The organism is Pseudomonas sp. UBA7500, from assembly GCF_002478435.1.
Lineage (GTDB): Bacteria > Pseudomonadota > Gammaproteobacteria > Pseudomonadales > Pseudomonadaceae > Aquipseudomonas > Aquipseudomonas palmensis.
Genome location: NZ_DLNW01000054.1, coordinates 1 through 24,477, shown reverse-complemented (window position 1 = coordinate 24,477; position 24,477 = coordinate 1). Strand labels below are relative to the sequence as shown.

Here is a 24,477-nt window from a genome sequence, read left to right as displayed (position 1 = left end):
TTTACGAATCGGAGATGCACATGCTCAACTACCGACAACTGCATTACTTCTGGGTCGTGGCCAAGACCGGCAGCATCGTGCGTGCCGGCGAGCAGCTCAATCTCACCCCGCAGACCATCAGCGGGCAGATCAGCCTGCTTGAGCATAGCTACGGTATCGAATTGTTTCGCCGTGTGGGACGCCAGCTCGAACTGACCGAGACCGGGCGCCAGGCCCTGTCCTACGCCGAGCAGATGTTCCAGATTGGCGGCGAACTGGAAGCAGTGCTGCGCGCCCAGCCCGATGAGCAGCAGATTCTGTTTCGCGTGGGGGTGGCCGACGTGGTGCCCAAGTCGATCGTGTACCGGCTGCTGGCGCCGACCATGGAGCTGCCCGACCCGCTGCGCCTGACCTGCCGCGAGGACAAGCTCGAGCGCCTGCTGGCAGATTTGGCAGTACAGCGCCTGGACATGGTGATCTCCGACAGCCCGATGCCCAGCCATCTCGACATCAAGGGCTACAGCCAGAAGCTCGGGGAGTGCGGCATCAGTTTCTTCGCCACCCCGGCACTGGCTGCCCTGCATCCGGCGCCCTTTCCTGTCGGCCTGCAGCATGCACCGATGCTCATTCCCGGCCAGGAGACGGTGGTGCGCAGCCGGCTGCTGCGCTGGTTCGCCGAGCAACAGTTGCAGCCGCGCATCGTCGGCGAATTCGATGACAGTGCGCTGATGCAGGCATTCGGGCAGTCGGGCAGCGGCATCTTCATCGCCCCCAGCGTGATCGCCGACGAGGTCTGCCGCCAGTACGGGGTGGAGTTGATCGGCCAGACCGATGCCGTCACCGAGTCGTTCTATGCCATTTCGGTAGAGCGCAAGGTCAAGCACCCGGGTATCGTCGCGATCACCGAAGGTGCCCGCCGCGAGCTGTTCAACTGGCCTGCGCCCTGAGAGACACACGGCACCGACATCACATCCCGGGCCTAAACATTCCACGGCCCGAACCGTCGATAGAAGGACGCGCCGACGCATCGCGACAACACGCCCCACCTACCGCCAGGCAGTGTGCTGCGGTCAGGGCCCGCGTGCTGTGCTAAAGTCCCGCCCCTTTCGCCGCAGGGCTAGCCCGCGGCATGCCTTTGCTACGCTATCCGGGCCTCCCGGACCTTGCACAAGAACGAGAAACACCTGTCATGACCCCACTTCTGAACCTGTTGAACCGTACCAGTCTGGTACTGCAGATCGTGATCGGCCTGGTGGCCGGCATTGCCGTGGCGCTGCTCTGGCCAGCCGCCGCGCTGAACCTGGCATTTATCGGCAAGGTATTTGTCAGTGCACTCAAGGCGGTGGCACCCATTCTGGTGTTCATCCTGGTGATGGCTTCCATCGCCAACCACAGGCACGGCCAGGAAACCCATATCCGCCCTATTCTGGTGCTCTACCTTTTCGGCACCTTTTCCGCAGCGGTAGTGGCGGTGGTCGCCAGCATGCTGTTCCCATCCCAGCTGGTGCTGGCCACTCATGATGTGGCGATGAGCCCGCCTGGTGGCATCAGCGAAGTGCTGCAAGGCCTGCTGCTGAGCGTGGTGGCCAACCCGGTGACTGCGCTGATGGAGGCCAACTTCATCGGCATCCTGGCCTGGGCGATCGCCCTGGGCGTGGCTATCCGACATGCCGGTGAAACCACCCGCACCGTGGTCGACGACCTGTCCAAGGGCGTAACGCTGATCGTGCGCATGGTCATCCGTTTCGCGCCTCTGGGGATCTTCGGCCTGGTGGCGGCGACCCTGGCCGAATCCGGCCTGGGGGCCCTGCTGGGCTACCTGCACCTGCTGGCGGTGCTGATCGGCTGCATGCTGTTCGTGGCGCTGGTGATGAACCCGCTGATCGTGTACTGGAAAATCCGTCGCAACCCATTCCCGCTGACGCTGCTGTGCCTGCGCGAAAGCGGCATCACCGCGTTCTTCACCCGCAGCTCGGCCGCCAACATTCCGGTCAACCTGGCCCTGAGCGAAAAGCTCGGGCTGCATGAAGACACCTACTCGGTGTCGATCCCGCTGGGTGCGACCATCAACATGGCCGGCGCGGCCATCACCATCACCGTGCTGACCCTGGCGGCGGTGCATACCCTGGGCATCAGCGTCGACCTGCCCACGGCCATCCTGCTCAGCGTGGTCGCCGCCGTGTGCGCATGCGGCGCCTCGGGGGTGGCGGGCGGCTCGCTGCTGCTGATTCCGCTGGCGTGCGGCCTGTTCGGCATTCCCAGCGAGGTGGCCATGCAGGTGGTGGCGGTAGGCTTCATCATCGGCATCCTGCAGGACTCGGCCGAAACGGCGCTCAATTCGTCCACCGACGTGCTGTTCACGGCCGCCGCGTGCGAGGCCGAGGAACGCCAGGCGAGCTGATCCTGGCAGGCATGAAAAAGCCCGGCAAGGCGTTGACCTTGCCGGGCTTTTTTCATGCCTGGGTAATCAGAACGCGCCCATGTAGTCGCGCTTGCCGATTTCCACGCCATTGTGGCGCAGGATGGCGTAGGCCGTGGTCACGTGGAAGAAGAACTGCGGCAGGCCGTAGGTCAGCAGGTAGCTCTGGCCGGTGAAGCGTTTTTCTTTCGGCGTACCCGGGCGGGTGATGATCTCGATGCCTTCCTTGCCGTCGATCTGCTTCGCCTCGATCTGCTCGACAAAGGCCAACACCTTGGCGATCAGCGCCTGCAGCTCGGCAAAGGTGGTTTCAGTGTCGTCGTACTTGGGCAGTTCGACCTCGGCCAGGCGGGCCGAAACCCCCTTGGCGAAGTCCACCGCAATCTGCACCTGGCGAACCAGCGGGAACATGTCGGGGTACAGGCGCGCCTGCAGGAAGACATTGGCGTCGATATTCTTCGCCTCGGCGTGCGCCTGGGCCTTGCCCAGCACATCGCTCAGGGCATTGAGCATCTGCTTGAAAACGGGAACAGAGGCGGCGTACAGGGAAATGGTCATGACAGTCTCGCTGGGTGATGGATTGAGCGTGGCCGATTATAGACACGCTTGGCGGCGCCCGGCGGCTTGTCTTTTATTCTGCAAGGATTAGGCTAGTTGCCTTCCACAGCATAGGGAACGCGCGATGAGCACTGAGTTGGACACCCCCGTTGACGAGCAGCGCCTCGACAGCACGCAAATCCGTATCCTCGGCGCCTTGATCGAAAAGCAGGCCACCAGCCCCGAAACCTACCCCCTCACCCTCAACGCCGTGGTGCTGGCCTGCAACCAGAAGACCAGCCGCGAGCCGGTGATGAACCTGACCCAGGGCCAGGTCGGCCAAAGCCTGCGTGCCCTCGAAAGCCAGGGCCTGGCGCGCCTGCAGATGGGCAGCCGGGCCGACCGCTGGGAGCACCGCGTCGACAAGGCGCTGGAGCTGGTACCAGCGCAACAGGTACTGCTGGGGCTGATGTTCCTGCGCGGGCCGCAGACGGTCAGTGAGCTGCTGACGCGCAGCAACCGCATGCATGAATTCGAGGATGCCGAACAGGTTCTGCATCAGCTGGAGCGCCTGGTAGCCCGGGGCTTTGCCCTGCACCTGCCGCGCCAGCCCGGCCAGCGCGAAGACCGCTACACCCATGCCTTCGGCGACCCGGCCGACATCGAAGCGATTCTGGCGGCACGCCAGCAAGGCGCGGAACGCCCTGTCGGCGGCGTGTCGGCCGAGCGCATCGAGGCACTGGAGGCGCGTATCGCGGCGCTGGAAGAACGCCTGGCGCAGCTGGAGTAGCCAGCTCGGCACAGGGTCGAGCAATGCTTTGCGGGAGCACGTTCAGCCGCTCCCGCTCACTGCTTGGCGCGAACCTGCCTGCAAGGCTCAATCGCCCCGCGCAAACGCCACCGCTTCGGCGATCTGCCGTGAATCGGGGCGCACCCCGGTATACAGCACGAACTGCTCCAGCGCCTGCAACGCAATCACCTCCAGCCCGGTAACCACTGGTTTGCCAGCAGCCTGGGCGGCCACGATCAAGGGCGTCTGCGCCGGCATCGCCACCACGTCGAACACCGCCTGCGCCGCCTCGATCTGCTCGTGCTCGAAGGCCAGTTGCTGCGCCTCGGCCCCGCCCGCCATGCCGATCGGCGTCACGTTCACCAGCAACCGGGCCCGCACACCGTGTGGCTCGGCCTGCCAGCGATAGCCACAGGTGCGGGCCAGCCGCTCGCCAGCCTCGCGATTGCGCGCAACGATCGTGCCGTCGCTGAAACCGGCATCGCGCAGCGCGCACGCCACCGCCTTGGCCATGCCGCCGCTGCCGCGCAGCGCCACGCTCCATGCAGGGTCCAGGCGATGCTGGTGGATCAGTTGACGCACCGCCAGGTAGTCTGTGTTGAAGCCCTTGAGATGCCCCTGGGTGTTGACCAGCGTGTTCACCGAATCGATGGCCGCCGCCGACGGGTCCAGCTCATCGAGCAACGCAATGCAGGCCTCCTTGAACGGCATCGACACACCGCACCCACGCACACCCAGCGCGCGAATGCCGGCCACGGCGGCCGGCAGGTCGGTGGTGGTCATGGCCTTGTAGTAGTAATCCAGCCCCAGCTGCTGGTACAGATGGTTATGAAAGCGCACGCCGAAGGTACCGGGGCGCCCGGCCAGGGACATGCACAAAACGGTGTCTTTGCTGGGGGTCATCGATTGGCTCCTGAAAACGGCTGGGGCACCAGTATGCACTCACTGCCCACCGAACCGTTGATCGGGGCTTACACAACCTTTACTCAACGCCCGTGCCATTTTTCCGGGGGCTGCGGTCTTATGGGTATCCCCGCGCCACGTCTTGGGTGTCTCGACAGCACCAGCGCCGGGGCTGCAAACCGAGGAGTCTTCATGAACCGTCACATCCCGAGAATCGCCCTGCTGGTTGGCGCCCTGGCCGTCTGCGGGCAAGCGGCCGCCCACGGTGGTGGCGGCGGCTGGCACGGCGGTGCCGGCCCGGTGCTTGGCGCGGCCGTCGTCGGTGCCGTGGTGGGTGCGGTGGTGTCCGGCAACCACGACCGTACCGTCTACGTCGAGCGCCAGCCGGCCTACTACGGTCCCCCGCCGGTGTATGTCCAGGCCCCGCCGCCGGTGTACTACCAGCCGTACCCGCCGTATCCGGTTGTGGAGCGCTACGTACCGGTGCCGCCGCCGTATTACCGCGAGCGCTACTACGGCCCGCCACCGGTGTACTACGGACCGCCCCGCTGGTAGCACCGGCCCTGCGCCCTGTCTGCGGGCAGGGCGCAGGCTGTCGGGGAAACCGCCCGCATTGGCTTGATCGCCGTTCAGGCCTAGGCTGGCATACCCTCACAGCCTGAACCCAGGAGTTCGCATGACCGCTGAAAAAGGATTTCCAGCCCCGCTCGACCCAGCCCAACACCCCCTTGCCGCCGCTCAGCAGATGACCCTGGCGATCATCCTCAGCGGCCAGTACAAGCTGCCGCAGACGCCCGCCAAGGCGGCCGAGGCAGGTCACGAGCTGCTCAAGGCCGTCACCGCCGGCTACCTCAAGTCACGCTAAGGTCCCGCTCGGCTGGTTCGTCACGCCGATCCAGCCGCTGCAAACGAAGCCCAAGGTTAAATAAATTTCATAGTTCGCCCAATGTTTACGGGGCAATCGACACAGACTCGACCATACTCCTAGAATGTAACGGCTTGTAATAAAAAACCCGTGCACAGCCAACGACATACCTACATTTAGTGAGCACCAACGTGAAAACCTCCCTGTCTATTCTCAGCCTGCTGCTGATGCTCACTGGCACTGCCAGCGTCACGTCGAACGCTGTTGCCCAACCGGCCCCCCAGGTCCAGCGCGACCCTGCCAAGCTGCACCTGGCCTCGGGCAGTGCACTGCTGATCGACCTGCAGACCAACAAGGTGCTCTATGCGAGCAACCCGGACCGTGTGGTGCCGATCGCCTCGGTCACCAAACTGATGACCGCGATGGTGGTGCTCGATGCCAAGCAGGCCATGGACGAACCCCTGACCATCACCATCGCCCAGACCAAGGAAATGAAGGGCGTGTACTCGCGGGTTCGCCTGGGTAGCGAGCTGAACCGTCGCGACACCCTGCTGATTACCCTGATGTCCTCGGAAAACCGGGCCGCCGCGACCCTTGCGCACCACTACCCCGGTGGCTACGCCGCCTTCATCAAGGCCATGAACGCCAAGGCCAAGGCCCTGGGCATGAGTCATACCCGCTATGTGGAACCCACCGGCCTGTCGACCAGCAACGTGTCCACCGCTCGCGACCTGAGCAAGCTGCTGCTGGCCGCGCGCAGCTACCCGCTGCTGAGCGAGCTGAGCACCACCCGCGAAAAGACCGTTGCCTTCAAGAAACCCAACTACACCCTGGGCTTTCGCAACACCGACCACCTGGTCAACAAGAGCAACTGGGACATCAAGCTGACCAAGACCGGCTTCACCAACGAGGCCGGCCATTGCCTGGTGCTGCTGACGCGGATGGACAATCGCCCGGTGGCCATGGTGATACTCGACGCCTTCGGCAAGTACACCCATTTCGCCGATGCCAGCCGCATGCGCCAATGGCTGGAAACCGGCGACGCCAAACCCGCCCCGGCCGTCGCGATCCGCTACAAGGCCGAACGCAGCCAGAACCGCCCTGCGGTCGACTGACCCGCCGAGGCTGCCGCGCCTTGCGCGGCAGCCTTCGGGCTTCACTGCTAAGCCCCACTCCCCTGCTGCGCTTCAATGTGCGAGAACTTCAACTGGCCGACCGCCTGTGCATGCCGAAGAGGTCGAGTAAATTCTGGCTCTGACAGCTCGTTCTATCGGTGTATTTGCGCAGGATTCGGGGCGCGCGCCACACACGCCCCCCACTCGACCCTCCAAGGAATCGCACCCATGAGCCAGACTGCATCATCCGAAACAATCCACGACCTGATCGGCGTCGGCTTCGGCCCCTCCAACCTGGCCCTGGCCATCGCCCTGGAAGAACTCGCCCAGACCAACGGCCATGCCCTCGATGCGCTGTTCATCGACAAGCAGAGCGACTACCGCTGGCACGGCAACACCCTGGCCACCCAGAGCGAACTGCAGATTTCCTTCCTCAAGGACCTGGTGTCCCTGCGCAACCCCACCAGCCCCTACAGCTTCGTCAACTACCTGCACCAGAAGAAGCGCCTGGCCGACTTCATCAACCTGGGCACCTTCTACCCCTGCCGCCTGGAGTACAACGACTACCTGCGCTGGGCCGCCGAGCACTTCGCCACCCAGGCGGTGTATGGCGAGGAGATCCTGCGCGTGGAACCTGAACTGCTGGACGGGCGTATCGACCACCTGCGCGTGATCTCCCGCAGCGCCCAGGGCCATGAACGCCTGCGCCGGGCACGCTCGGTGGTGGTGGGCAGCGGCGGCACGCCGAAGATCCCGCCGGTATTCGCGCCCTTCAAGGACGATCCGCGCGTGTTCCACCACTCCCAGTACCTGAACAGCCTGGAACAACTGCCGTGCACCCAGGGCAAGCCCATGCGCATCGCGATCATCGGCTCGGGGCAAAGCGCCGCCGAGGCCCTGATCGACCTGAACGACAGCTACCCATCGGTCAAGGCCGACATGATCCTGCGCGGCTCGGCACTCAAGCCGGCCGATGACAGCCCGTTCGTCAACGAGGTCTTCACCCCCGACTACACCGACCTGGTGTTCAACCAGCCCCAGGCCGAGCGTGCCAAGCTGATCTCCGAATACCACAACACCAACTACTCGGTAGTGGACATCGACCTGATCGAACGCATCTACGGCATGCTCTACCGTCAGAAAGTCGCCCATCAGTACCGTCACGCCGTTCTGTGCCGACGCAACATCGAGGCCGCCGTCAGCACCGACAAGGGTATCGAGCTGACCCTGCGCGACCTGGCCACCGGCATCCAGCAGACCCACGTGTACGACGCGGTGATTCTTGCCACCGGCTATGAGCGCCGCTCCCATCGCGAGCTGCTGGCGCCGCTGCAACAGCACCTCAAGGACTTCGAAGTGGACCGCGACTATCGCGTGCTGGCCAGCCCTGAGCTCAACGCGGCGGTCTACCTGCAGGGCTTCTGCGAAGCGTCACACGGCCTGAGCGATACCCTGCTGTCGGTACTGCCGGTGCGCGCAGCCGAGATCGGCCAGTCGCTGTACCAGAGCCTGGGCCAGCGCGCCAGCAACGCCCGCGCCAGCGCGACCCTGGCCAGCGCCTGAGCCTGCCCCGTGCTATCAGCGCTGCATGCAGCGCCGATAGCGCTCATCCACCCGTTTGGCAAACCATGCCGTGGTCAGCTTTCGGGTGATCTTGGGGCTCTTGAGTTCGATGCCTGGCAACTGCGCCCGCGGCAACGGCTTGCCCGCAGCCGCCTCGGCCAGTGCATACACCCGCTGATACAGCCGCGTGCGCTCGAATGCCAGGCTGTCCCCCTCCTCCAGCTGACTGCGAATGGTCGGGTTGCGCAGGCCGAGCCTGTCACCCAGGCGCCGTACCGCCTGTTCAGTGGCACCCGGAAAAATCGCCCCTGGCGCGATCAGGTCGCCATCCAGCGCCAGTTCCACGCCCGACGCCTGGCTGACCGCATGCTGGAACGCCGCGTTGCGGCTTGCGTACCAGCCTGCATTGAAGTCGGCAAACCGATACAGCGGCTGCTCGTAGCTGGCTGGGTAACCCAGCAGATGGGCGATGCCGAAATACAGCCCGCCGCGCCGAGTGAACACTTCCTGGCGCAGGGTGCCGCTGTAGGCATAGGGGTAGTCCTGGGCGTGGCGTTCGGCGAACGCGATGCTGACCTGCATCGGCCCCCCGGTGCGCACCGGGTTCAGGTCGCCGAGCAAGGTACGCCCAAGCGGCAGCGAACCGATCAGGTCGTCGAACAGTGCACTCAGCTGCTTCTCGCTGCGCACCGCCGCCAGTCGCTGGCTGTAGGTTCTGCCATCGGGCGAGTGGGTTTGCAGCGCGGCCTCCACCAGCCGCTGCGGTACATGCAGACGCGCCGCACGCCGGTCGATCTCGACGCGGGCAATGCGCCCCAGGCCGGGCACCTGCGGGTCGGCCTGGTAGGTCGACTCCTGCTCGGTCACCGCCAGCACCGCGCACAGGTTGCTGCGGCTGGGGTCGAGCTTCTGTGCGGCAAACGCCGTCTGAATGTCCGCCGCCCACCCTTCACGGTCGCCAGTGGCGGCTGGCATCAGTGCAACCACCGTGGCGCGCACCTGGGCCGGCGTGGCCTGTTGCGCTCCACGCTGGCCGGCGCACCCCTGCAACAGCAGCGCCAGCGTGGCCAGCACCATCCATCCGCGTAAAGGCATACAGCCCCCGGCTATCGGTCGAGGGCCCCACAGTACACAGCCGGGGCCGGCCCGTGCAAACCGTCAGCAGCCCGGCTTGGTCAACTCGGTGCCGATGGTGACCGCATTGACCTTGACCTTGTCGAAGCTGGCCTGCGCCACTTCATCGAAGGTGCGCTCGCAGTTGAAGCGGGTGTCCACCACAAAGTCGTCACCCTTGGCCTTCTGCATGGCCTCGCTCCAGTGACCGGCCGCCGCGCTGGCCTCATCATCCACCAGCACCACCTCCAGCAGCACTTCGGTAAACCCCACTGCCCGCGGTCCTTGCCAGAGCGCGTACACCGACGGGTCGGCGGCATTGCCGCACATGCTCAGGCAACTGGCGTAGAACTCCAGCCCGCCTCCCGAAGACCTGGCCATTGCACCGAACGTCAGGGGCTGCGCGGCCGGCGGCGCAAAGTCGCCGATGAACGTGCTCAGGTCTGCCTTGCAGGTGGGCGAGAGCTCCATGCGCAGCTCGCTGACCGTGCCGCCGCCGGCCGTGGCGGTGATTTCGCAGCCTTGCACCTTGTAAGTATGGGTGTCGCCGAACGAGGTACGCGCAACACCGGCTACCGACTCGAAGAAACGCAGGTTGGTGCCCAGCATCTCGCCATTGAACACCTGGGCCACCGTGGCCTGGGCCAGGGCCAGATTCGGCAGAGCGCTGAGGGTGAGTGCGCAGCAGAAGCCAGACAGTGCACGTGAACGCATCGGAACATCCTGTAAGGGCAGAAAATGAAGCGCGTACTGTAATCCAGGCTAACGGCAAATAGCCATCAAGCTCGCCCATCAGCCCAGCACGATGTAGTCGCTGCGCTGCACCAGCGGGGCATGCTCGCCTGCAATCAGGCGCACGTATCGGCCACCGAGCTGGTCGATGGCGATGCAGTCATCCACGTCCATCACTGCATCGGTGTGCGCCTGGCTCCAGTGACGTGCCATGCGTTGCTTGCCGATGGCCTTGGCCTGGGCCTTGCTGGTGGCCACCACCAACAGGTACTGGTGCGCCTCGCCGAACGCACCGGGCTCGTAGCCGCCCAGGTTGATGAAATACAGGCGTGGCTCGCCGGCAGCCGGCTGCATGTCCGACCAGTGCAGCTTGTAGCCGTCGACCCCGTCGACCTCCAGCCAGGAATCGATGTGCACGCCCCTGGCGCTGCCGAACCATTGCTCGCGCAATTGCGGGTAGGCCGCTTCGAGGGTCGGGGCCACCACGAACACCACATCGTGCACTTCGATGCGGGCCCGGGGGTGTTTGCCCCCCAGCATCACCACGAACAACATGATCCGCCCACCCTCAAGGTTGCTCGCCGACCAGGAAGGTCTTGCTGATGTGGCGAAATTTCTCGTGGCCGGCGCTGCCCAGCAGCTCGAACAGCACCATCTCGCGAGTCACGATCTGCGCGCCGGCATCACGCATGCGCTGCAGGCCGGCGCTCTTGCTGAGCAGGCTGCGGCTGTCGCAGGCGTCCTCCACCACGAACACCTGCCTGCCCAGCGCCAGCAGGCCGAGCACTGTCTGCAGCACGCACACGTGGGTTTCCATGCCGCACACAATCACCTGGTGGCGGGCCAGCAGGCTGGCGGGCAGGCAGTCGGCAGCCACGCAGGAAAAGTGCACCTTTTCCACCACCTCGGCAGCGGGCGCCGCCTCGAGCAGCGCACCGACGGTGTGCCCGAGGCCCTTGGGATATTGTTCGGAAATCACCGTGGGCAACCCCAGTTCGGCCGTCGCCGCCAGCAACCAGCGGGTGCGGGCCAGCGTGCCGGCAGGGTCGCTGACCGCGCCGATGAGTTTTTCCTGAACGTCGATGACCAGCAGCGTGGCCTGGGTAGGGTCGATCAGCATTGCGTGCGCTCCATGGCGGGCGCCGGGGCGATGGGTGTCACCGCCAGGCGGCTTGCGGACAGAAACCCGGGCAGCGCGATGGCTGCCCGGGCCCGGTCGGATGCTACCACGCGAGGCTCATGCGGTCAGGCGGTGCGGCTCCAGGGCCTGGCTGAGCACGCCCAGCACCTGCTCTTCATGCTCATGGATGAAGAAGTGCCCGCCGGGGAAGAGCGCCAGCGAGAAATCACCCTGGCTCTCCTGACGCCAGGCCAGCAACTGTTCCTGGGTCGCGCGATCCTCCTCGCCCCCGAGCACATGCAGCGGGCAACGCAGTGCCGGGCGCTGCCGATAGGCGTAGCGTCCGCACAACAGAAAGTCTGCGCGCAACACCGGCAGGGTCAGGCTCATCAGTTCCTCATTGCCCAGCACTTCCTCCGAAGTACCGCCCAGGGTGCGCAACTCTTCGATCAGTTGCGGGTCGCTCTTGGGTTCGCGCCAGCTTTCGTCGTCGTAGCCTTCACGACGGGTCGGCGCCGCCGTACCGCTGGCAAACAACGCCACCGGTGGCGGGCAGCCCAGCGCCTGCAGCTCGTGCACCAGCTCGAACGCCAGCAGCGCCCCCAGGCTGTGCCCCAGCACCGCGTAGGGCTGGTGGGCGACAAGGCTCTGTTCGGCGGCCAGTTGCCGGGCCAGGGCCTGCATGTCGGTGTACAACGGCTCGCCAAGGCGTGCACCCCGCCCTGGCAGCTCCACCGGGCGCACGTTCAACCAGGCGGGCACCTTGCGCCGCCAGCGGCTGAAGACCATGGCGCTGGCACCCGAGTACGGCAGGCACAACAGGGTCAGTGACGACACGTGCCGCCCCTCACTGCGCCGCAGCGGTTTCGGCCATCTTCTGGCGCAGGCTCAGCGGGCGCATGTCGGTCCATACCTCATCGATGTACGCCAGGCACTCAGCCTTCAAACCGCTCTTGCCGACGGTGCGCCAGCCGTTGGGGATAGCCTTGTAGTCCGGCCAGATGGAGTACTGTTCCTCGTGGTTGACCACAACCTGGAACACGATATCGTCGCGATCGAATACGGAAGTCATTGCCTGTCTCCTTGGTTGAATGAGGCTCGTGGCGCGGGAGGCGTACGGGCGCTACTGGAGGAGACGAAGCGGCGTGCGGATAAATTAGCGACGCTGGGAAAATCCCGCGGCACCTGCCGGCGCTAGCAGTTGAAGGTCAGGTTGTAATGCACCGAGCGGTGGTCCGATGCCCCCGGCGCAGAGACGTTCCCCGGCGCCGGCACCTGCGAGGTGCCATTGGTCACCGCATAGTCCAGCATGTTGCTCGGCGCCACGCTGGGGTGGGTACTGCCGCCCGCCAGCTCGATACGGGCGATGTCTTCGGGCGACACCCAGTTGCCACGCGTCGGCACCGAGGGAGTGGTCGGTCGCGGATCGCGGTTGAAATCCCCCAGCAGCGCGAACGGCGTATCGGTGTGCCAACTGATCTCCCTCAACATGCGCGCGGCGTTGACGCCCCCGCCGGAAATGGCATGCAGGTTGAAGATCGCCAGCTCCGGCGTGTTGCCCGCCAGCGCTCGTCGCCTCACACGCACCCCCATGGCCGGGCGGTAAAGGGGCGGGCCTGCCACCGGCAATTGCCCGTCCGAGATGATGGCCAGTTGGCTGACCCTGAACTCGCCGGGGTCAGGCATCACGATCGCCAGGTTCACCCGCAGCCGCTGCACATCGAGGAAGTAGATCAGGTAGCGCTCGGGCCGGCTGCGGGTGCCGGCCTGCCAGCTGTAGACATGGATGTCGTGGTGACTGCCGAACTGGTCGGCCACCCGTTCGGTGCGGCTGAACACCGCAGAATGCGGGGCAACGCCGACCTCCTGCAGAACCACCACATCGTTGCTGCGCAGCAGCGGCAAGACCCCGGTCAACCATTTGCTCTCGGTGCTGACCGATGCGCCCTGCAGGTTCCAGGTGGCCACCCGTATCGGCACCTCAGTGCGCGCGCTGCGACCTATTTCGATCTGTGCCGAGGGCCCTGCAGTGTTCAATCGGCTGTGGTAGTAATCACGAATGCGCCCATGCAGGCGAATGTGCGCATGCCACGGGCCGAAGATGGCCATGACCCCATGCTGGAGCATGCGCAAGGGGTCGCCAGGATCCAGCAGGTGTGGCCCCTGTACGCTCCTTAGGCCATTCATGACCAGGGCATGGTGCACACGGTAGAGTCCGATCATCACGCCATGACGATACAGCCCTGGCGAGGCCTGAAGATGCTGCAGCACCGTGGTGTCGCTGTACCAGCGGCGCAACAGGGTGGTCATGCATGCCCCATAGCCGGCCTGTGCCTCATGGTTGCTGCTGCGTATCAGGCGTGCCGAAACGATGTAGTTCAGGTAGACCAGGGTATGCACGCAGTCCCGGGGCCTGGCGGCGGCGAGCAGCGCCACCGCGTCCATGAACACCACGTCGACCTGCTCTTCGAACGCAACGGCCGGCATGTCGGGCACCAGGTTGTTGTCGATGTACAGGCCAATGACACGGTCAACGGGCATGGGAACACCTCCACCGGGTCAAGCCTTCTGGAACAGCGCAAACAGCTCGCCATCGAGCACGCCCAGCCCCACCCGCTCGGTAGCGGCCAGGTTGCTGCTGACCGTTGCCGGGCTGAGGGCATTGCCGTCATAGGCGTATTGATAGAGCGCGCGACCGTTGGCATTGGCAATGCTGCGGGTGAAGGCGAGTTTGAGCAGCCCCGCGTGAACCGTCACACCCGGCATGAACGGGTAGGCCTGCTCGATGAACACCCGTGGCTCGGTCCAGGCCTGCTTGCCGTCGTACTTCACCAACAGGGTCCGACCATCGCCATCCTTGTAGAACAGGTGGATCAGGCCCTGGTAGACAATGGCGATCGGGTCGTCGGGGGTGGTCACCGCTACCCCCCTGGCCCTGAGCACCGGGCCATTGCCCCAGTTTTCCAGGTCTTCACTGCTCAGGCACTCGATCTGCCTCGTGTGGCCGTGCCGATAGAAGGCGTGCAACCGCCCTTGAAACTCCACCAGCGACGGCGAGCCGTGCATGGGCTGACTCAACGTCATGGGCTCGAACCCCATGAGCGTGTCGTTGTAGGAGGCCAGGGTGTATTCACCCTGGTCATCGCTTCGAAACGCATGGACCTTGTCCTTGAACACAAAAAGCGCCAGTGACCTGCTCGGGGTCACCATCAGTGGCAGCACCGCCGGCGTCGTCCATACGTCGATGCCACTCACTTTCGCGACGAATTCGGCCACGTTGCCGTCGGCGTTGTAGGCGCAATAGAGCACGCCCCGGTGTACGACTACCCGGCAACCGCCAGCCACAGGCTGCGACTCGGTAGGGAAAGCACGGTTGAAGATGCCGTGCATGTTGGCTGCGTAACAAAGTTGCATCGCCTGCTCCAGAGGTACAAAGAGCCCCCAGTAGAACAGCGCAGCCCGGCCGGATCAGCCGGGCAAAGCCCAGCGTGTACGTGAGAAACCGGAAGTTGCACGGGCCCGGGCGTGACCTGCCGGGCTGGCAGCAGGCGCACATCGCTGTGCGATTGTTCGGGCCAGATGCACAACACGGGGTTCGCACCGGCGCAGCGCAGGCGTATCGTATGCACTCGAATCCTGATAGGTAACACGGAGTTTCCCCATGCTTGGCGTAACGGACTACGGTGCCTTCGTGATTGCCTTCCTGGTGCTGCTGGCGATCCCGGGGCCGGGCAATTTCGCGCTGATCACTGCCACCGGCAAGGGCGGCATCAAAGGCGGCCTGGGCGCCACCTTCGGCGTCATCCTGGGTGACCAGGTGCTGTTGTGGCTGGCCGTGGCCGGTGTGGCAGCGCTGCTCACCACCTACCCGGCAGCGTTCCATACCGTGCAATGGCTGGGTGCAGCGTACCTGGCCTACCTGGGCCTGCGCATGGCCCTGGCCAAACCCGGCAGCACGCCGGTACGGCCGATGAAGTCCAAGCACTACCTGCGCCAGACCATGATGATCACCCTGCTCAACCCCAAGGCGATCATGTTCTACATGGCGTTCTTTCCGCTGTTCGTCGACCCGGTCCGGCATCAGGGCTTCGTGACGTTCGGCTTCATGGCGGTGACCATTGCCGTGCTGACCTTCCTGTATGGCCTGGTGGCCGTGCTGCTGACCCACAACCTGGCCGCCCGCCTGCGCGCCAACCCCAAGGTCTCGAACCTGCTCGAACGCCTGGCCGGCATGTGCCTGGTGGGCTTCAGCATCAAGTTGGCAGTACTGCGCTAAACCCCTGGCGCGGGTCTACTACACTTGCCTGACCTTGAAGCGGCGCGGCAAGTGAGACGACATGAAGCGACTGACACAATTGATCGGCGGCGCCCTGCTGGCACTGGGCCTAGCCTCCCAGAGCCTGGCGGCGCCCGCTGCGGCCCCCATCCACTTTGGCGACATCACCTGGGAAAGCGGCAGCCTGACCACGCAACTGCTGCGCTTTATCGTCGAGAAAGGCTACGGCTACCCCACCGACACCCTGCCCGGCAGCACCGTGAGCATGGAGGTGGCGCTGGCGCGCAACGACATCCAGGTGATCGCCGAGGAGTGGGCTGGCCGCAGCCCGGCCTGGACCAGGGCCGAGCAGGCCGGCCAGGTGTTCAGCATCGGGGACACGGTCAAGGGCGCCGACGAAGGCTGGTACGTGCCCGCCTACGTGATCAAGGGCGATGAACAGCGCGGCCTCAAGGCACTGGCCCCGGACTTGCGTTCCGTCCAGGACCTCAAGCGCCATGCCCCACTGTTCAAGGACCCCGAGTCACCCGACAAGGGCCGCTTTCTCAACAGCCCCAGCGGCTGGACCTCCGAGACCGTCAACAGCCAGAAGCTCAAGGCCTACGGGCTGGACGGGCAGTACGTGAACTTTCGCAGCGGCTCGGGCGCGGCGCTGGACGCCGAAATCACCTCCGCCATCCGCCGTGGCAAGCCGGTGCTGTTCTACTACTGGTCGCCCACCCCGCTGATGGGCCGCTACGAGCTGGTGCGCCTTGAAGAGCCGCCATTCGACGCCCAGGCCTGGGCCACCCTCACCGACCCGGGCAACACCGAGCCCAAAGGCACCCGCTCGCTGCCGGCCAGGCTGTCGATCGGCGTATCGGCGCCGTTTCGCCAGCAGTACCCGGAGCTGGTGGCATTCTTCGCCAAGGTCGATCTGCCGATCGCCACCCTCAACAGCGCCCTGGCAACGATGAGCGAGCAGCGCCAGGCGCCGGACGCTGCAGCGCAGGCCTTTCTCAAGGCGAACCCGAGCATCTGGAAGGCCTGGCTGCCCGCCGAGGTGGCGACCAGGGTCGAGTCGGCCCTGTGAGTACGGGCTTTCCCGAGGCGCTGCACGTTTCGTTCGCAGACAGCGTCAATCGCTTCGTCGACTGGCTGGTGCTGGCCTACGGCGACCAGCTTCGGGCGGTCTCGGACGGCCTGCTGCAACTGCTGGTAGGGTTGGAAAACCTGCTGCGCGCCACGCCGTGGTGGTTGCTGCTGGCGCTGGTGGCACTGCTGACCTGGCATGCCACGCGCAGTGTACGGCGGGCGCTGCTGCTGAGCGGCCTGCTGTTTCTGATCGGGGTGGTCGGCCTGTGGGACAAGCTGCTGCAGACCTGCGCACTGGTGCTGGTGAGTACCGGCCTGTGCCTCCTGATCGGCATTCCGTTCGGCATTTTGCTGGCCAGCCGGCCACTGGCGCGCCGGTTGCTGATGCCGGTGCTGGACGTGATGCAGACCCTGCCCAGTTTCGTGTACCTGATCCCGGTGCTGATGCTGTTCGGGCTGGGCAAGGTGCCGGCGATCTTCGCCACCCTGGTGTATGCCCTGCCGCCGCTGGTACGCCTCACCGAACTGGGCCTGTCGCAGGTGGACCCGTCACTGACCCAGGCCGCCCAGGGGCTGGGCGCCAACCGCTGGCAGCGCTTGCGCCGGGTGGCGTTGCCGTTGGCGCTGCCGAGCATCCTGGCCGGCCTGAACCAGTCGGTGATGATGGCGCTGTCGATGGTGGTGGTGGCCTCGATGATCGGCGCGCGCGGCCTGGGTGAGGACGTGCTGGCCGGCATCCAGACACTGAACGTGGGCAAGGGGGTCGAGGCCGGGCTGGCCATCGTTGCGCTGGCGATCGTGATCGACCGCATCACCCAGGCGTATGGCAAGCCGCGGTGAAGCCTTCCTGGTGCAACAGCGTTGACCTGCACCGCCCTTTCAAAGTACTCGTTGCCGGATAGACCAAAGGGGCCGTTCAGCCCGCGCGCACTAAACGCAACTCGTCTACGCTGCTCAAAAGCCTGCCGGCACACTGAAAGGGAGTTCGAGCGTGCGAGCCTACCGTATCCTGTCCGCCGCAACACTGTGCCTGGTCAGTGCATCGGCCAGCGCTTTCCAACTGTCACCCTACGGCAAGGTGAACAATGGTGCCTACACTCGTGTCTTCAGCGAGGCGGTACACGAAAACCTGACCCTGGCATCGATCAGGCAGGCAGCGATTCCCGATGCCCTTAAAGCGGATCAGAACTTCATCGAAAGCCTCATCGCGGGCGCACGCTGGAACGATGATCCGCTGGGTTTCATGAAGACGGGTGTTCCAGTGGATTTCTACCTTTCGTTCAAAGACTCGTGCAAGCGTTCAACACAGATCAATCCCACCTGGGACCTCATGTATCGCACCCACTGCGGCGACATGCAGTACCTTCACGCCATGGCCTCAAGCGCTCTGGAAACCACGACACAAACACGCGCCAGAATCATGATGTGGGCCGAATTCACATTCCGTGTTTCCACCGGAGAAATCCCCAAGAACCGCTACTTTCGCAGCGTGCCGCAACTGATGAGCCCCGAAGGTGGCGAGCAGTTCAGCCAGTCGCTCACCCACAGCAACACCCGACGGCTGCTATGGCAGCCCGAAGACCTTTTCAGCAGGAACTGCACGCGTATGCCCGCACTCAAGGCAATGCTGCGAGGACACGGCTGGACAGAGTCGCGCTGTGACGATTCGCACAATGAGCATGCTGCCAGCACCATCCAGAACCTGGCGTTGGGCTCGTTGCTGCACATGCTGCAGGACTCCTTCTCCGACAGCCATGTACGGCGCTTCCCACTGCATGATGAGCACGTCTCTCGGCTGGCAGGGGTGCAGGGCGTCGAACAGTTCGGCAACTATGCCAAACAGGACTCGAGCCGCCACAAGGTGGCAGACAGGCTGCCGGAAACGGCCAATGACGCCCAGCCACTTGATCTGAAGCACCTCAGTGCACAGCTGATCGCACTCTCGGTAACAGGGCGCGACGGTACGGGCGCCGCGCAATGGGAGCAAGCCAGGCCGCTACTCGAACACGCCTTCGATATCAGCCGGGCACAACCCGTCTCGGGCGCGATAGGCTATGAAAAACTCGACCGGTAATGGCACTGGAGGGCCTTTACCGACTGCCGCTATCCCCTTAGACTACAGGCCTTTTCCCGCATCCCGAGGTATTCGTCCAATGCGCCATTGATGCCACCGTCGTTTCAGACGGCCCGTCTTCAGCCCCGTCACCGGGGGAAGCACCAGGCATCCTTGGAGGTTCGCATGACGAACACGTCATCCCTGACGCTGGACAGCGTCACCTATGCACTGCCAGACGGCAGGCTGCTGTTTTCCAACCTCACCGAACGTTTCGACCAGCGCCGCACCGGCCTGGTGGGGCGCAACGGCGTGGGCAAATCCATACTCGCACGCCTGATGGCCGGTCAGCTCGAGCCCAGCGATGGCCGCTGCCTGCGCCAGGGGCGCGTGCACTACCTCGCTCAACAGCCGATCACCTCCCGCACCACGGTCGCCGACCTGGCCCAGGTACGCCAGGTGATAGAAGCGCTCCAACGCATCGAGGCTGGCAGTACCGCCGCGAGCGACTTCGAGACCGTCGGCGAACGCTGGAACATACGCGAGCAACTGCACAGCCACCTGGCCCGCGAGCAGCTCGGCATGCTGCGCTGGGATCGCCCCGCCGAAACGCTGAGCGGCGGCCAGGCCATGCGCGTGGCACTGCTGGGTGCGTTTCTCGGCGACGCCGACTACCTGATTCTCGACGAGCCCACCAACCACCTGGACGCCCCCAGCCGCGCCGCGCTGATGATCATGCTCGAACGCTGGAACAAGGGGCTGCTGGTCATCAGCCACGACCGCATGCTGCTCGCCAGCATGCAGCGCATCGTCGAGCTGTCGCCCTCGGGCCTGCACAGCTACGGGGGCGACTACAGCGCATTCACCGCTTGCAAGGCCCGCGACACCGAACTGGCCGAGCGCAATCTCGAGCGTCTGAAGCTCGAACGCCAGCGCCAGGCCCGCGACCTGCAGCGTCAACACGAGCGCCTCGAACGCCACCAGGCCAGGGCCGGCCACGAGGCCAGGCACAGCAACCAGGCGAAGATCCTGCTCGACCGTCAACAGCAACGCAGCGAGGCCACCGCAGGCAGGCAGCAGCGCAACCACCTGGCCACGCGCCAGGCCATGGACGCCCAGGTGCGTGAAGCCGCTCAACGCCTGGACCCACAGCAGCCGGTGGTACTGCACGCGCCGGCACGTCAGTTGCCGCCAGGCAGCCAGATCGCCTGGCTGCGTGACCTTGAGCTACCCCACATCGAGCATCCGCACGCGCTCGACCTGGTGCTGTACGTCGGCCAGCGCCTTGCCCTCACCGGCGCCAACGGCAGCGGCAAATCCACGTTGCTCAAGGTGCTGGCCGGGCAACTGCCGCCTAGAAAGGGTGAATGCGAGACCCGCGCCAGCGTGGCGTACCTGGACCAGCAGTGCAGCCTGCTCGACCCGAGCGTATGCGTGCTGGAGCATGTGCGCGAGGCGTGCCGTGAACTCGACCAGAGCAGCGTGCGCACCCGATTGGCGCAACTGGGCCTGGATGCAGACCGCATCACCCTGCCCAGCGGCCTGCTCAGTGGCGGCGAACGGCTCAAGGCAGCGCTGGCCGCGGTACTCTACAGCGACCAGCCAGCGCAATTGCTGTTGCTCGACGAACCCAGCAACCACCTCGACCTGCCATCGTTGCAGGCCCTGGAACAGATGCTCTGCCAGTATCAGGGGACCCTGCTGGTGGCGTCCCATGACCTGGTGTTCCTGCAACACCTGCAGTTGCAGGGGCAGCTGTGCATGCCGCAATCAGAACTGCACGGCTTCGGTGACGCACAAGGTGGCGAAGCCACTGCCCAGGGTGAGGTTGTGATGGGCGACGATGGCCTCGGCGCCTAGGCCGGGGGTATCCATGCAGGTGTGCGCGTCGCTGACCAGTACCGGGCGCACGCCCAGCTCGGCAGCAACGCGGCAATTGGTATCGACGCAGTACTGGGTTTTCATGCCGACCACCACCAGCTCTTCAACGCCCGCCTGCTGCAGCCACTCACGCAGCGGCGTGTTCCAGAAGGCACTGGGCCGGAACTTGTCGAACACGCGGTCGTATTGCTCGTCTACCTCCAGCGCCGGGAGCAGTTGCCAGGGTGTGCTGCCGGCCTCGATCGGCGAACCCTGCGGGCCGGTGTGGCGCGCGACGAATATCGGCGCCCGGGCCGCCCGTGCGGTGCCGATCAGGCGGTTGATGTTGGCCAGTATCCGCTCGCCCTGCCAGGGCTGTTCGGGTCCATGGAACAGGCCGACCTGCATATCCAGAATCAGTAACGCGCGCCGTACGGGCATGGTGTCTCTCCTTAAGATGCCAGCCGGACGCGCCAACCAAAAGGCCCCGTCCATTGCTGGCGGGGCCTTGGGTGACCTGCTGCGTTCGCTTTACACAGCCACCCATCGCCCGCCGATGGCGGTCGTGGTGGTGCGGGTCGAGGTCAACAGGTCGATATTCATGTCACGCACAATGCTCCACGAGCCCTGCGTCGGTCAAGCCCATGGCGGCGCGACGACTCACGCTCGGTCACGCCGGACCTGAAGCGCTGGCGGCCGGGCACCGGCGCAATCGGCATCTGCCCGTTTCCGATCTGCACGGGATGTATTATCGTGGCTGCTTGCGCAATATGCGTGGCCTGACCATACAGGCATTTGCCAACCGATCGAGGGTGCCATGAGTAACGAGAGCATTAACTGGGACAAGCTGGGCTTTGACTACATCAAGACCGACAAGCGCTACCTTTCCTACTTCCGTGATGGCGAGTGGGACAAGGGCACCCTGACCGAAGACAACGTACTGCACATCAGCGAAGGCTCCACCGCGCTGCACTACGGCCAGCAATGCTTCGAAGGCATGAAGGCCTACCGCTGCAAGGATGGCTCGATCAACCTGTTCCGCCCCGACCAGAACGCCCTGCGCATGCAGCGCAGCTGCGATCGCCTGCTGATGCCGCGGGTGCCGACCGAACAGTTCATCGAGGCCTGCAAGCAGGTGGTCCAGGCCAACGAACGCTTCGTACCGCCGCACGGCAAGGGTGCCCTGTACCTGCGTCCGTTCGTGATCGGCGTGGGTGACAACATCGGCGTACGCACCGCGCCGGAGTTCATCTTCTCGATCTTCGCCATCCCGGTTGGCTCGTACTTCAAGGGCGGCATGACCCCGCACAAGTTCCTGATCTCCGATTTCGACCGTGCCGCGCCCCAGGGCACCGGCGCCGCCAAGGTCGGTGGCAACTACGCAGCCAGCCTGCAACCAGGCTATGAGGCCAAGAAGGCCGGCTTTGCCGACTGCATCTACCTCGACCCGCTGACCCACAGCAAGATCGAGGAAGTGGGTTCGGCCAACTTCTTCGGCATCACCGCCAACAACGAGTTCGTGACCCCGAAATCCGCCTCGGTGCTGCCGGGCATCACCCGCCTGTCGCTGATGCAACTGGCCGAATCGCGCCTGGGCCTGAAGGTGATCGAGGGCGACGTGCTGATCAACCAGCTGGACCGCTTCATCGAAGCCGGTGCCTGCGGCACCGCTGCGGTGATCACCCCGATCGGTGGCATCCAGTACAACGGCAAGCTGCACGTGTTCCACAGCGAGACCGAAGTCGGTCCGGTGACCCAGAAGCTCTACGCCGAGCTGACCGGTATCCAGAGCGGTGACGTCGAAGCGCCGGCGGGCTGGATCGTCAAGGTCGCCTGAATGCATCGCGGGTCAAGCCCGCTCCCACAGGTTCATCGCAACCCTGTGGGAGCGGGCTCGACCCGTGACTGGCTGCGCAGCAGCCCTTTTTCAAGATGAATTTTTCTTTAACCCGGGCACCGCCTATTCTTTGGCACAATCGAGTCTCCACACGCCGCCCAGGTAAGAGCATGCCCCGCGTACTGACTATCGAAGACGATGCCGTCACCGGCCAGGAAATCGTCGCCGAACTCTCCAGCCACGGCCTTGAGGTCGACTGGGCCGACAACGGTCGTGAAGGCCTGGCCAAGGCAATCGCCGGCGGCTACGACCTGATCACCCTCGACCGCATGCTGCCCGAAGTCGACGGCCTGACCATCGTCACCACCCTGCGCAACCTCAAGATCGCCACGCCGATCCTGATGATCAGCGCCCTCTCCGATGTCGACGAACGCGTGCGCGGCCTGCGCGCCGGTGGTGACGACTACCTGACCAAGCCGTTTGCCTCCGACGAGATGGCGGCGCGCGTGGAAGTGCTGCTGCGCCGCAACAGCGTGCCGATGGCCCAGACCCGCCTGCAGGTCGCCGACCTGGAGCTGGACCTGATAAGCCACGAGGCCCGGCGCGGCGAGCAGACCCTCAACCTGCTGCCCACCGAGTACAAGCTGCTGGAATTCCTGATGCGCCACGCCGGCCAGGTCATCACCCGCATGATGATCTTCGAGGAAGTCTGGGGGTACCACTTCGACCCCGGCACCAACCTGATCGACGTACACATCGGGCGTCTGCGCAAAAAGATCGACGCCGCTGGGCAAACCCCGCTGATTCGCACCGTGCGGGGCTCCGGCTATGCCATTGCCGAACCCGTCTAAGGGCTGGAGTTCGTCCACCAGCCGCCTGCTGGCGCTGTACAGCTTTCTGTTCGTGGCCTGGAGCAGCATCCTCATGGGGGTGCTGTACTTCGAGGTGTCCGGTTACCTGAACAAGCTCACCCGCCATTCCCTGTTGCAGCGCCAGCACCTGTTCGCACACATGAGCGGCAAGCAGCTCGACGACGCCCTGATCGCCAGCCAGGCCTTCGACGAACGCAGCTTCGATGCCTACGGGCTGTTCGACGCGCAGTTCAACCCACTGGGCGGGCAGATCCGCCAGATCCCGCCCGAGCTGGGCCTGGATGGCAGGATCCACGAGCTCAGCCGCTGCCTGGACGCCGACGACCCGCGCATGCCAAAAGACAGCTGTGATGCCGTGGCGCTCAAGGTGCGCGATGGCCGCTGGCTGGTGCTGGTACGCGACAACGGTTCGCTGTTCGTGGTCACGCGGATCATTCTGCATGCCTTGCTGTGGGGACTGTCGCTGACCATCATTCCCGGCATCGCCGGCTGGTACCTGCTGCGTCGCCGCCCGCTCAAGCGCATAAGGGCGATCCAGGCCAGTGCCGAGCTGATCGTGGCCGGCGACCTCACCCACCGTCTGCCGCTGTCGTCGCGCCGTGACGAACTGGACATGCTGGCAGCCATCGTCAACGCCATGCTCGACCGCATCGAGCGGCTGATGCATGAGGTCAAAGGCGTGTGCGACAACATTGCCCACGACCTGCGCACCCCGCTGACGCGCCTGCGGGCCCAGCTGTACCGGATCCGCCAGCAGGTCGGCGACGACTCGATCCAGGCCGACCAGATGGACCAGGCCATCAGCGAAACCGACACCCTGATGGCGCGTTTTCGCGGGTTGCTGCGCATCAGCGAACTGGAAGACCGCCAGCGCCGTGCCGGCTTCGTCGAGCTGGACCCGCGTGCCCTGCTGGTAGAGCTGCATGACTTCTACCTGCCGCTGGCCGAGGACGGCGAAATTCGCCTGACCCTGGTGCTGCCCGACCAGTTGCCGGCGCTCAAGGGCGACCGCGAGCTGCTGTTCGAGGCCCTGGCCAACCTGCTGGGCAATGCCATCAAGTTCACCCCGGCCGGTGGTCAGGTGCGGATGCGAGCCCGTGAAGACGCCCAGGGCTTGCTGATCGAGGTGGAGGACAGCGGGCCGGGGATTCCGGCGGACGAGCGCGAGGCCGTGCTCAAGCGGTTCTACCGCAGCGAGGAAGGTCATCGGCACAACGGGTTCGGGCTGGGGCTTTCGATCGTTGCAGCGATCGTCGACCTGCATGGGTTTGAGCTGGAGGTAGGAGACAGCGAATTGGGCGGGGCGCGGCTGGTGTTGCAGTGTCGGCCGAAGGTGGCCAGTTAGGGCCTCATCGCGGGTCGAGCCCGC

At 64.9% G+C, this 24,477-nt stretch carries 26 protein-coding genes; 15 read left to right on the top strand and 11 right to left on the bottom strand.

The genetic code is table 11. The annotated features are described in order from the left end of the window. Positions 1-20: 20 nt before the first annotated feature. Positions 21-926 carry a transcriptional activator NhaR gene (gene nhaR / locus B4I46_RS23995; RefSeq protein ID WP_043863167.1) on the top strand — a complete coding sequence of 302 codons (906 nt, stop codon included), beginning with the start codon at positions 21-23 and terminating at the stop codon, positions 924-926. 242 nt (positions 927-1,168) lie between these two features. Next, positions 1,169-2,380, top strand: coding sequence for a serine/threonine transporter SstT (gene sstT / locus B4I46_RS23990; RefSeq protein ID WP_043863036.1), 1,212 nt, complete (start codon positions 1,169-1,171; stop codon positions 2,378-2,380). 66 nt (positions 2,381-2,446) lie between these two features. Here the strand turns inward: sstT and B4I46_RS23985 are convergent, their stop codons facing one another. Continuing rightward, positions 2,447-2,956 (bottom strand): DUF1993 domain-containing protein, encoded by a 510-nt coding sequence (locus B4I46_RS23985; RefSeq protein WP_043863037.1) that lies wholly within the window; start codon positions 2,954-2,956, stop codon positions 2,447-2,449. A 124-nt stretch (positions 2,957-3,080) separates the two neighbouring features. On the opposite strand from B4I46_RS23985, the gene B4I46_RS23980 reads away from it, so the two are divergent. After that, complete coding sequence (locus tag B4I46_RS23980) at positions 3,081-3,725, top strand: YceH family protein (RefSeq protein WP_043863038.1); 645 nt, start codon at positions 3,081-3,083, stop codon at positions 3,723-3,725. Between the two features lie 87 nt (positions 3,726-3,812). Here B4I46_RS23980 and B4I46_RS23975 read toward each other — a convergent pair whose 3' ends face one another. Next, positions 3,813-4,628, bottom strand: a complete 816-nt coding sequence (locus B4I46_RS23975; RefSeq protein WP_043863039.1) for a shikimate 5-dehydrogenase — start codon at positions 4,626-4,628, stop codon at positions 3,813-3,815. Positions 4,629-4,820: 192 nt separating this feature from the next. Here B4I46_RS23975 and B4I46_RS23970 point away from each other — a divergent pair, with 192 nt between their 5' ends. The 4 genes from B4I46_RS23970 (at position 4,821) to B4I46_RS23955 (ending at position 8,171) form a co-directional block, all read left to right on the top strand. Continuing rightward, entirely contained in the window at positions 4,821-5,183 is a 363-nt protein-coding gene (locus tag B4I46_RS23970) for a hypothetical protein (RefSeq protein WP_253087344.1), read from the top strand. Positions 5,184-5,304: 121 nt separating this feature from the next. Then, positions 5,305-5,493: a hypothetical protein gene (locus tag B4I46_RS23965; protein WP_043863041.1), complete on the top strand. Its 189-nt coding sequence runs from the start codon at positions 5,305-5,307 to the stop codon at positions 5,491-5,493. Between the two features lie 191 nt (positions 5,494-5,684). After that, positions 5,685-6,608: a D-alanyl-D-alanine endopeptidase gene (gene pbpG, locus B4I46_RS23960; protein WP_043863168.1), complete on the top strand. Its 924-nt coding sequence runs from the start codon at positions 5,685-5,687 to the stop codon at positions 6,606-6,608. A 228-nt stretch (positions 6,609-6,836) separates the two neighbouring features. Next, positions 6,837-8,171 (top strand): lysine N(6)-hydroxylase/L-ornithine N(5)-oxygenase family protein, encoded by a 1,335-nt coding sequence (locus tag B4I46_RS23955; protein ID WP_043863042.1) that lies wholly within the window; start codon positions 6,837-6,839, stop codon positions 8,169-8,171. Between the two features lie 15 nt (positions 8,172-8,186). Here the strand turns inward: B4I46_RS23955 and B4I46_RS23950 are convergent, their stop codons facing one another. The 8 genes from B4I46_RS23950 to B4I46_RS23915 all read right to left on the bottom strand — a co-directional run bounded on the left by B4I46_RS23950 (position 8,187) and on the right by B4I46_RS23915 (position 14,550). Continuing rightward, positions 8,187-9,266: a DUF1615 domain-containing protein gene (locus tag B4I46_RS23950; protein ID WP_286902183.1), complete on the bottom strand. Its 1,080-nt coding sequence runs from the start codon at positions 9,264-9,266 to the stop codon at positions 8,187-8,189. A 63-nt stretch (positions 9,267-9,329) separates the two neighbouring features. After that, positions 9,330-9,998, bottom strand: a complete 669-nt coding sequence (locus B4I46_RS23945) for a hypothetical protein (RefSeq protein WP_196932967.1) — start codon at positions 9,996-9,998, stop codon at positions 9,330-9,332. Between the two features lie 78 nt (positions 9,999-10,076). Continuing rightward, positions 10,077-10,571 (bottom strand): DUF1543 domain-containing protein, encoded by a 495-nt coding sequence (locus B4I46_RS23940; RefSeq protein WP_043863045.1) that lies wholly within the window; start codon positions 10,569-10,571, stop codon positions 10,077-10,079. A 13-nt stretch (positions 10,572-10,584) separates the two neighbouring features. Then, complete coding sequence (locus B4I46_RS23935; RefSeq protein WP_043863046.1) at positions 10,585-11,136, bottom strand: hydrolase; 552 nt, start codon at positions 11,134-11,136, stop codon at positions 10,585-10,587. A 117-nt stretch (positions 11,137-11,253) separates the two neighbouring features. After that, the gene (locus B4I46_RS23930; protein ID WP_043863047.1) at positions 11,254-11,973 is read right to left on the bottom strand and encodes a thioesterase II family protein; all 720 of its coding nucleotides are present in this window, start codon (positions 11,971-11,973) and stop codon (positions 11,254-11,256) included. Between the two features lie 10 nt (positions 11,974-11,983). Next, positions 11,984-12,208 carry an MbtH family protein gene (locus B4I46_RS23925; RefSeq protein ID WP_043863048.1) on the bottom strand — a complete coding sequence of 75 codons (225 nt, stop codon included), beginning with the start codon at positions 12,206-12,208 and terminating at the stop codon, positions 11,984-11,986. A gap of 122 nt (positions 12,209-12,330) precedes the next feature. Then, entirely contained in the window at positions 12,331-13,677 is a 1,347-nt protein-coding gene (locus tag B4I46_RS23920) for an endonuclease/exonuclease/phosphatase family protein (protein ID WP_286902181.1), read from the bottom strand. Between the two features lie 18 nt (positions 13,678-13,695). Next, complete coding sequence (locus tag B4I46_RS23915) at positions 13,696-14,550, bottom strand: hypothetical protein (protein WP_253087348.1); 855 nt, start codon at positions 14,548-14,550, stop codon at positions 13,696-13,698. 247 nt (positions 14,551-14,797) lie between these two features. On the opposite strand from B4I46_RS23915, the gene B4I46_RS23910 reads away from it, so the two are divergent. The 5 genes from B4I46_RS23910 (at position 14,798) to B4I46_RS23890 (ending at position 20,399) form a co-directional block, all read left to right on the top strand. Beyond that, positions 14,798-15,412, top strand: coding sequence for a LysE family transporter (locus B4I46_RS23910; RefSeq protein WP_043863051.1), 615 nt, complete (start codon positions 14,798-14,800; stop codon positions 15,410-15,412). A gap of 61 nt (positions 15,413-15,473) precedes the next feature. Next, positions 15,474-16,484 carry an ABC transporter substrate-binding protein gene (locus B4I46_RS23905; RefSeq protein WP_123752233.1) on the top strand — a complete coding sequence of 337 codons (1,011 nt, stop codon included), beginning with the start codon at positions 15,474-15,476 and terminating at the stop codon, positions 16,482-16,484. After that, complete coding sequence (locus B4I46_RS23900) at positions 16,481-17,326, top strand: ABC transporter permease (protein WP_043863053.1); 846 nt, start codon at positions 16,481-16,483, stop codon at positions 17,324-17,326. Before B4I46_RS23905 ends, B4I46_RS23900 begins: the two co-directional genes overlap by 4 nt. A gap of 151 nt (positions 17,327-17,477) precedes the next feature. Further along, complete coding sequence (locus B4I46_RS23895; protein WP_286902180.1) at positions 17,478-18,560, top strand: hypothetical protein; 1,083 nt, start codon at positions 17,478-17,480, stop codon at positions 18,558-18,560. Between the two features lie 165 nt (positions 18,561-18,725). Beyond that, complete coding sequence (locus tag B4I46_RS23890) at positions 18,726-20,399, top strand: ABC-F family ATP-binding cassette domain-containing protein (RefSeq protein ID WP_286902178.1); 1,674 nt, start codon at positions 18,726-18,728, stop codon at positions 20,397-20,399. Here B4I46_RS23890 and B4I46_RS23885 read toward each other — a convergent pair. Beyond that, the gene (locus B4I46_RS23885; protein WP_043863055.1) at positions 20,310-20,840 is read right to left on the bottom strand and encodes a cysteine hydrolase family protein; all 531 of its coding nucleotides are present in this window, start codon (positions 20,838-20,840) and stop codon (positions 20,310-20,312) included. The two genes, B4I46_RS23890 and B4I46_RS23885, sit on opposite strands and share 90 nt — an antisense overlap. 376 nt (positions 20,841-21,216) lie before the next feature. Here B4I46_RS23885 and B4I46_RS23880 point away from each other — a divergent pair, with 376 nt between their 5' ends. From B4I46_RS23880 to B4I46_RS23870, 3 genes are all read left to right on the top strand, one after another. Next, entirely contained in the window at positions 21,217-22,236 is a 1,020-nt protein-coding gene (locus B4I46_RS23880) for a branched-chain amino acid aminotransferase (protein WP_043863056.1), read from the top strand. A 170-nt stretch (positions 22,237-22,406) separates the two neighbouring features. Further along, on the top strand, positions 22,407-23,087 hold the full coding sequence (locus B4I46_RS23875; protein ID WP_043863057.1) for a response regulator transcription factor: 681 nt from the start codon (positions 22,407-22,409) through the stop codon (positions 23,085-23,087). Continuing rightward, complete coding sequence (locus tag B4I46_RS23870; protein ID WP_286902176.1) at positions 23,065-24,453, top strand: sensor histidine kinase; 1,389 nt, start codon at positions 23,065-23,067, stop codon at positions 24,451-24,453. The genes B4I46_RS23875 and B4I46_RS23870 overlap by 23 nt, the downstream gene beginning before the upstream one ends. The last annotated feature ends 24 nt before the right edge of the window (positions 24,454-24,477 follow it).